2 protein-coding genes are annotated in these 1,272 nt (G+C 64.5%); both read left to right on the forward strand.

What is annotated here, in order from left to right; genetic code table 11:
- The coding region (gene cas7c, locus ACFWPJ_RS33200) for a type I-C CRISPR-associated protein Cas7/Csd2 (protein ID WP_378857537.1) at window positions 1-879 on the forward strand (879 nt) is incomplete at its 5' end.
- A gap of 1 nt (window position 880) precedes the next feature.
- The coding region (locus ACFWPJ_RS33205; RefSeq protein ID WP_378857539.1) for a Dna2/Cas4 domain-containing protein at window positions 881-1,272 on the forward strand (392 nt) is incomplete at its 3' end.

The raw sequence follows: 1,272 nt of genomic DNA on the forward strand, positions 1-1,272 counted from the left end.
CATCTGAACCCTGCCGTGCGTCACGACATGGTGTTTCTGTTCGACGTCACCGACGGCAACCCCAACGGTGACCCCGACACCGGCAACCAGCCGCGCATGGACATCGAGACCAGCAACGGGCTGGTCACCGACGTCGCGATCAAACGCAAGATCCGCGACACCCTCGCCCTCGCCGCGGCAGACAACCCGCGGTACGGGATCTTCGTCGAAGCCGGACACGCCCTCAACACCCGACTGGCCGAGTCCTACACCGCCAACGGTTTGAAGCTCAAGACCAAGATCACCCCGGAACAGGCAGCGACCGCGCGAGCATGGCTATGTGACCGCTACGCCGACATCCGCTGGTTCGGTGCGGTCCTGTCGACCGGCGATACGAACGCGTTGGGCAGCATCCGAGGACCGTTGCAGTTCGGGATGGCCCGGTCGATCGATGCGATCCTGCCCGCGACCCACACCATCACCCGCGTCACCCAGACCAGGGAAGAAGACATCGCCAAAGGCGAGTCCACCGAGATGGGATCCAAATGGACGGTCCCCTATGCCCTGTACAAGGCAGAGATCAGCTACTCGGCGGCCCGGGGCACCCAAACCGGTGTCGACAGCAAGGATTTCGAGCTGCTCTATCAGGTGATGGAGATGATGTTCGATCATGACGCTGCCGCCTCGCGTGGCCGGATGGTGTCGCGGGGCCTGCACGTGTTCAGCCACGACAACGCCTTCGGCAACGCCCCGGCCCACAAACTCCTCGAACGCGTCGAAGTCAGTGCGGCTGAAGGGCGTGACCCGAACACCCCGCCGCGCCGATTCGGCGACTACGCCATCGACGTTGATACCGATGCGTTGCCGACCGGAGTGACCTACACGTCGGTGTTCGCCTGAGATGAGTCCTGTGGATGGTGTCGCGTGCTGGAGTGTGCCGCTCTCGGCGATCGAGCACTACGCTTACTGCCCACGCCAGGCCGTATTGATATGGCAGGAAGCGTGCTTCGAATCCAACACCGACACCGTCCGCGGCGACCTCGCCCACCACGCAGTCGACCGCGGCGGGGTGCTGACCGGCCGCAACGGTGTGCGGGTCTGGCGGTCCCTGCCAGTCTTCTCCGACCGGGTCGGAATGCACGGGATCTGTGACACCGTGCACTGGAGCGGCGACGGCCCTGTCCCGGTCGAACACAAGTCCGGCACCTACCGTCCCGGTGGACCAGCTGACCTGCAAGTCGCCGCACAGGTCCTGTGCCTGCGGGAAATGTTCGACAGCGACATCACCTACGG

This window comes from Nocardia sp. NPDC058497 (genome assembly GCF_042720195.1).
GTDB lineage: Bacteria > Actinomycetota > Actinomycetes > Mycobacteriales > Mycobacteriaceae > Nocardia.